Genomic DNA, 5,103 nt, shown 5'->3' with positions numbered 1-5,103 from the left:
TTAGTTACCAGTTCGGCGACGTGGATGCCCACGGCGCCTTGATCCGCGCCCAGGCCGCGTCGTTGGAGGCCGAGCACCAGTCCATCGTGCGCGATGTGCTGGCCGCCGGTGACTTCTGGGGCGGTTCCGGTTCGGTGGCCTGCCAGGAGTTCATCACCCAGTTGGGCCGCAACTTCCAGGTCATCTACGAACAAGCCAACTCTCACGGCCAGAAGGTCCAAACCGCTGGCAACAACATGAACTCGACCGACAGCGCGGTCGGGTCTAGCTGGGCCTAACCCCCACAACCCACTGTGGCCCGCACACCATCCGGTGTGTGGGCCACAGCTTTCTGCCGAAACGTGTTGCGCCTATTAATCATTCGCAGCCACGCAGAACTACTCAGCGATGCGCTACAGTGCCTCGCTACATGCCCACCGCTGCGCAAGCGCCGAGGATCGTGGTCGACACGTAGTTAGCGGCGTTGGCTAAGTGATTATCGGTCGGCGTGTAGGTGGGCAGCGCCACAACGAACGCCCGCCGGTACTGGGCGGAGAGGTTGGCTAAATCCTGCCAGATCGCGTTATCGCTTTGTCGCCCAAGCTGTTCCAGCGTGCCGGCATACGAGTTCATCACCGGGGCAACCGCATAGTTGATGGCCTTCTGTTCGCGATTCCAGTAGATCGCGGGGACGTTGGGATCCAACTTCTGCCATTCGGCGGTGTTTCGACCGAATTGGTCCAACGCCGACTTCCAGTCCTCGCAGACAGGATTACTAGAAGTCAGGACGGGCTGCGGGTTAGCGGGATTGCCAACCGGGGCGATATCCGACGGCGGGGCCGAAGGCTGCACCATGGGACCCCGCGCAGCCGCAGGGCCGTCGGTGATGGCAGCGCAGATCGCTCCCAGAGCAGACGACGCGCTGTTCGCGGCACCCGCCAGGTTGTTATCGGCCGGCATGTACTTGGGGACGCGTTCGGCATACGCGCGGGCGTAGGCGATGAACTGCTGGTAGAGCTCGCGCATCACCCTATGCGGCGTCAACTTGACCAAGCCCACCGCTTGCGCCGCGGCACCGCGCATCGACTGGGCGGCTGCTATGTATTGCGCACGCTCCTTTGGCGTCCACGCCGAGGCTGGTACCGATCGGTCTCGCTCGTTCCAGAGACCCGTGCCGCTGGTCGCGAGCTCGTTGTTGATCGTTGTCCACGCTGCGCAGCTGGGATCCTCGGTGATAACGGTGACCGGCCCGATGTCTTTGATGCTGGCCACTCCGGCCGCCGCGTCCGCGTTCGAACCGTCGTCGGGGTGAGCCCCTTTCGGTGCCCCAGAACCGCCGCCGCCGAAAAGCAAAACCACAGCGACGACCGTCGCCAGGGCGGCCACCACCCCCACCGCGCCCATGGCCCACTTGAGGTTTTTATTGTTGCTCGGACCGTCGGATTCAGACGTCATTGTGGTCCAGCTTAAATGACAACCTGCTCACCGCAGGCAAATTGGCGAGACGGGCGTCGACGATTGCGGCCGCTGCTGGGACGGAGGCAGGGCTTGACACATCCTCGAACAAGAGTTCGAATAGTGTGTGCGGTGGGACAGCCAGGGCATCGAGGTCGATGACGGCGCGCTGCCCGGATTGGAGCGCATAGGTTTCGTCCGCAGCGTGCGGACACCGCAGTTCGATGGCATCACTTTTCACGAGGTGTTGTGTAAGTCGGCGCTGAACAAAATTCCCGACGGCAGTGCCATCCTGCCGTTTAAGTACACCGTCAACGGATACCGCGGTTGTTCGCACGCCTGTCGCTACTGTTTCGCCCGGCCTACCCACGAATACCTGGAGTTGGACTGCGGCAACGACTTCGACACACAGATCGTGGTCAAGACCAACGTCGCTGACGTGCTGCGCCGAGAGCTGCACCGAAGATCGTGGCGCCGCGAGACCGTCGCGCTGGGTACCAACACCGATCCCTATCAACGCGCCGAGGGGCGCTATGCGTTGATGCCGGGCATCATCGGCGCGCTCGCGGGGTCGGGCACCCCGTTGTCGATTCTGACCAAAGGCACCCTGCTGCGGCGTGACCTGCCACTGATCGCCGACGCTGCCGGGCAAGTGCCGGTCAGCCTCGCCGTCTCGCTCGCAGTCGGTGATCCTGAACTGCACAAGCAGGTCGAGCCGGGTACCGCGTCCCCACAGGCCCGGCTTGGGTTGATCGCGGCTATTCGCGACGCCGGCCTGGACTGCCACGTGATGGTGGCGCCCGTGCTGCCGTACCTGACCGATTCTGTCGAGCATCTCGACGGTCTGCTGCGCCAAATCGCATCGGCCGGAGCCGCGGGTGTCACGGTGTTCGGGCTGCATTTGCGCGGATCGACCCGTGGCTGGTTCATGTCCTGGTTGGCCCGGACCCACCCGCAGCTGATCGGGCGGTATCGCGAGTTGTACCGGCGCGGAGCATATTTGCCGCCGTCGTACCGAGATGAATTACGGGCGAGGGCGGCACCGCTGATTGCCAAGTACGCGCTGGGCGGCGATCAGCGACGGTTCGATGCCGCCCCGGCGCAGCAGGTAGTCGAGGCGCCGCAGCCGACGTTGTTCTGAGCTAGCCGAGGTTGGGTTCGCGGAAGGTGTCGCACTGGTTGGGATCACCGGTTTGGTAGCCGACGGTGAACCAGTGCTGCCGCTGTTCCGAAGAGCCGTGGGTCCACGACTCGGGGCTGGTGTGGCCCGTTGCCGCCTTCTGAATCCGATCGTCGCCCACCGATGCCGCCGCCGACAGCGCGTCTTGAATGTCCTTGTCGCTCAGCGGTTCTAGATACGGAACCCCGGTGCTTTCCTGCTTGACGGTGGACGCGTAGTGCGCCCACACTCCCGCGTAGCAGTCGGCCTGCAACTCGGTGCGCACACCGTTGCCGCCGGCGCCTTGCGCGCCCTGCTGGGCGCGGCCGAGGATCCCCTGCAGATCCTGGACGTGGTGCCCGAACTCATGGGCAACCACGTATTCCTGCGCCAATTTTCCATCGCTGGAACCGAATTGATTGTGTAACACGTCGAAGAAGCCGGTGTCGAAGTAGGCGGTCTTGTCCACCGGGCAGTAGAACGGCCCGACTGCGGTGGTGGCCGGCCCGCAGCCGGTGTTGACCTGATCGCTGAACAGCCGCACCCGAGGTCGGGTGTAGCTGCGCATCAGCTGCTTCCAGACGGCGTCGACGGAGTTGCCAGTGGCCACCACCCGGCACTGCACGTATTTGTTGGCGTCGGCTCCGGTCCGGCACTGGTTCAGGTCGAAGCCGGGTGCCACGTCCTGGCGGGTGTTCATCGGCAGCTGGGTCGCCACTTTGCCGGGGTCGACGCCGAGCAGCAGCGCCACGACGAGGAACAACAATCCGCCCAAGCCGCCGCCGATCGCCACGATCCGCCCGCCTCCGCCGCCGGATGCCGACGTCGTGCTGGTGTCGATCTGCATACCCTCGTTGAAGGTCATCGCATTCTCCGTTGCGTTTGTGGCACGGCTGTCAAGAGCTTTGAGCCCGGCGGGATCAGCTTCGCACACTACGATTCAGGCGTGCCCGCGGTTGCCGAAGTTCCTGCTCTCGCGCACACGACGTTCGGCGATCTTCGCGGCACCGCCGAAGGTGGCGTTGCGGTGTGGCGCGGTGTGCCGTACGCGCAGCAACCGGTCGGCCAGCGTCGGTTCGCTGCGCCTGAGCCGCTGTTGCCGTGGACGGGGGTTCGCGACGCCGTCGCGCACGCGCCGCTGCCGCTGCAGAGCCGCTCGATGGTGGCCGGTGACCGCAACGACCCGAAGATCCGCGACGAGGCTTGCCTGTCGGTGACGGTGTGGTCACCGGATGTGTCGGGCTCGCTGCCGGTGATGGTGTGGATCCCCGGCGGAGCGTTCCTCAACGGCGCCGGACAATTGCAGCTCTACAACGGATCGCGGCTGGCCGCCAACGGCAACGTGGTCGTGGTCAATGTGACCTACCGGGTCGGGGTATTCGGCGGTTTCGAACTCGGCGACCTCCGCGAGGGCTTTGAAAATAATCTGTGCCTGCGCGACCAGATCGCTGCGTTGGCCTGGGTGCGGGACAACATTGCCGCCTTCGGCGGCGACCCAGACCGGGTCACCGTATTCGGCGAATCTGCAGGCGCCACTTCGATATTGGCGCTACTTGCCAGTCCGGCCGCCGACGGGCTATTCGCTCGGGCGATTGCGCAGAGCCCGGCGTTGCCACTGATCGCCGACCGCGCAACGCGAGGCGAGCAGGCGCAGCGGTTCCTCAGCCGGCTCGGAATAGGTGCCGGCGAGCTGCAAGCGCTGAAAGAACTGCCGCAGCGCGAGTTACGCCGCGCCGCCGGCGAGCTGCAGCTGGCGAGCATTGCGACGACGCCGACGCTGGCGCACGGGCTGACCTATGGGGTGGATCTGCTGCCGCGGCATCCGATCGAGGCCGCCCGGGCGGGCGCGGTGGCCCGGGTGCCGCTGATCATCGGTACCAACCGGGACGAGGCGTCGATGTTTGCTAGGGACAAGCCGCCGATGCTGCCGACGACACCGGCCAACATCGACGGCTACTTCACCCGGCTGGCGCCGCAGGCGCGGGCGCGGGTGCTGGCCGTCTATCCCGGCTACCCGCGCCGGCGCGCGCTGGAGGCCATCGGTGCTGACGCCATGTTCGTCGCACCGGCCTGGGCGTTCGCCGACGCTTACAGTGCGCACGCCCCGACATATGTCTACCGGTTCGACCACGCGCCGTGGACGCTGCGAGCGCTGGGTCTGGGCGCAGCGCATGGCAGCGAGATTGTGCACATACAGCACAATTACGGCTGTCATCTGGGCCGGCGGATACACCCGCTGGCCCGGTGGCTGAGGCCCGCGGTGGGCCGTCGGATGCAGCGGACCTGGTTGGACTTCGCTACCGCGGGCTGGTCGGGCGAGCAGGGCTGGTCCGACTTGGTGCCCCGTTGGCGCCGCTACGACATCCAGCGGCGGGCCACCCTGGTCATCCGGTCGGTGTCCGACGTCATCATCGACGACCCAGATGCGGCACGTCGCTTGGCGTGGGAGGGCATTTACTGACCGGAACAACCCGTTAACCAGGGGAAGTCCAATTATCCGGATTAAGCTA

The 5,103-nt window shown here is 65.5% G+C and carries 5 protein-coding genes; 3 read left to right on the top strand and 2 right to left on the bottom strand.

Annotation, left to right across the window (positions count from 1 at the left end):
* Positions 1-278, top strand: a 278-nt coding sequence (locus tag WAN71_RS00705) for a WXG100 family type VII secretion target (RefSeq protein ID WP_422223490.1), incomplete at its 5' end; no start/stop codon positions are given.
* A 127-nt stretch (positions 279-405) separates the two neighbouring features.
* Here the strand turns inward: WAN71_RS00705 and WAN71_RS00700 are convergent.
* Positions 406-1,434, bottom strand: coding sequence for a hypothetical protein (locus WAN71_RS00700; RefSeq protein ID WP_422223489.1), 1,029 nt, complete (start codon positions 1,432-1,434; stop codon positions 406-408).
* A gap of 127 nt (positions 1,435-1,561) precedes the next feature.
* On the opposite strand from WAN71_RS00700, the gene WAN71_RS00695 reads away from it, so the two are divergent.
* Entirely contained in the window at positions 1,562-2,575 is a 1,014-nt protein-coding gene (locus WAN71_RS00695) for an Rv2578c family radical SAM protein (protein WP_422223488.1), read from the top strand.
* A gap of 1 nt (position 2,576) precedes the next feature.
* Here the strand turns inward: WAN71_RS00695 and WAN71_RS00690 are convergent, their stop codons facing one another.
* The gene (locus WAN71_RS00690; RefSeq protein ID WP_422223487.1) at positions 2,577-3,458 is read right to left on the bottom strand and encodes a neutral zinc metallopeptidase; all 882 of its coding nucleotides are present in this window, start codon (positions 3,456-3,458) and stop codon (positions 2,577-2,579) included.
* A gap of 81 nt (positions 3,459-3,539) precedes the next feature.
* On the opposite strand from WAN71_RS00690, the gene WAN71_RS00685 reads away from it, so the two are divergent.
* Complete coding sequence (locus tag WAN71_RS00685; protein WP_422223486.1) at positions 3,540-5,054, top strand: carboxylesterase/lipase family protein; 1,515 nt, start codon at positions 3,540-3,542, stop codon at positions 5,052-5,054.
* Positions 5,055-5,103 lie beyond the last annotated feature (49 nt).

This window comes from Mycobacterium sp. (genome assembly GCF_049280035.1).
GTDB lineage: Bacteria > Actinomycetota > Actinomycetes > Mycobacteriales > Mycobacteriaceae > Mycobacterium.
Note: the sequence above shows the minus strand (reverse complement) of the source record. Positions and strands in the feature narration are given on the sequence as shown.